Below are 383 nucleotides of genomic sequence, written 5' to 3'. Positions count from 1 at the left end.
TCTCTTTTTTGTGAGCAATTCCATTTGGGAGATTAGAACTAAATGTCCACTAGGGATCAGTTGTATGATTATCTAGATTAATTGTATTCTCACTACTGCTATTGTTGCTATTTGTCCTTTTCATGATATTAGAGTTCTCCCTGAAGGCCTTGCCTACTTTCATGCTCCAACGTTTCAAGAAAAGATCAATCGGTTCCTTAGTGTTCTCCATCAAGTCATTCTTAGACAAGAGGATTGAATTTGATGTGGAGAGTCTTGCTTCAGCTTCAAGCCTCACCATCTCCCACTTCATAAAACACAAGATATAGAGGATAAACTCATAAAAGAGCTCTGAGATTCCATTACTAATTCGTCCAATAGATAGAGAAATACATAATAAATTC

At 36.3% G+C, this 383-nt stretch carries 1 protein-coding gene; it reads right to left on the bottom strand.

The window, feature by feature from the left end; genetic code table 11:
- Window positions 1-49: 49 nt before the first annotated feature.
- Window positions 50-383: hypothetical protein (locus tag CHM34_RS19705; protein WP_206093872.1), on the bottom strand; the 334-nt coding region annotated here is incomplete at its 5' end.

The sequence above is a fragment of the Paludifilum halophilum genome (genome assembly GCF_002245355.1).
Lineage (GTDB): Bacteria > Bacillota > Bacilli > Thermoactinomycetales > DSM-45169 > Paludifilum > Paludifilum halophilum.
This window is presented reverse-complemented; position numbering and strand designations above follow the sequence as displayed.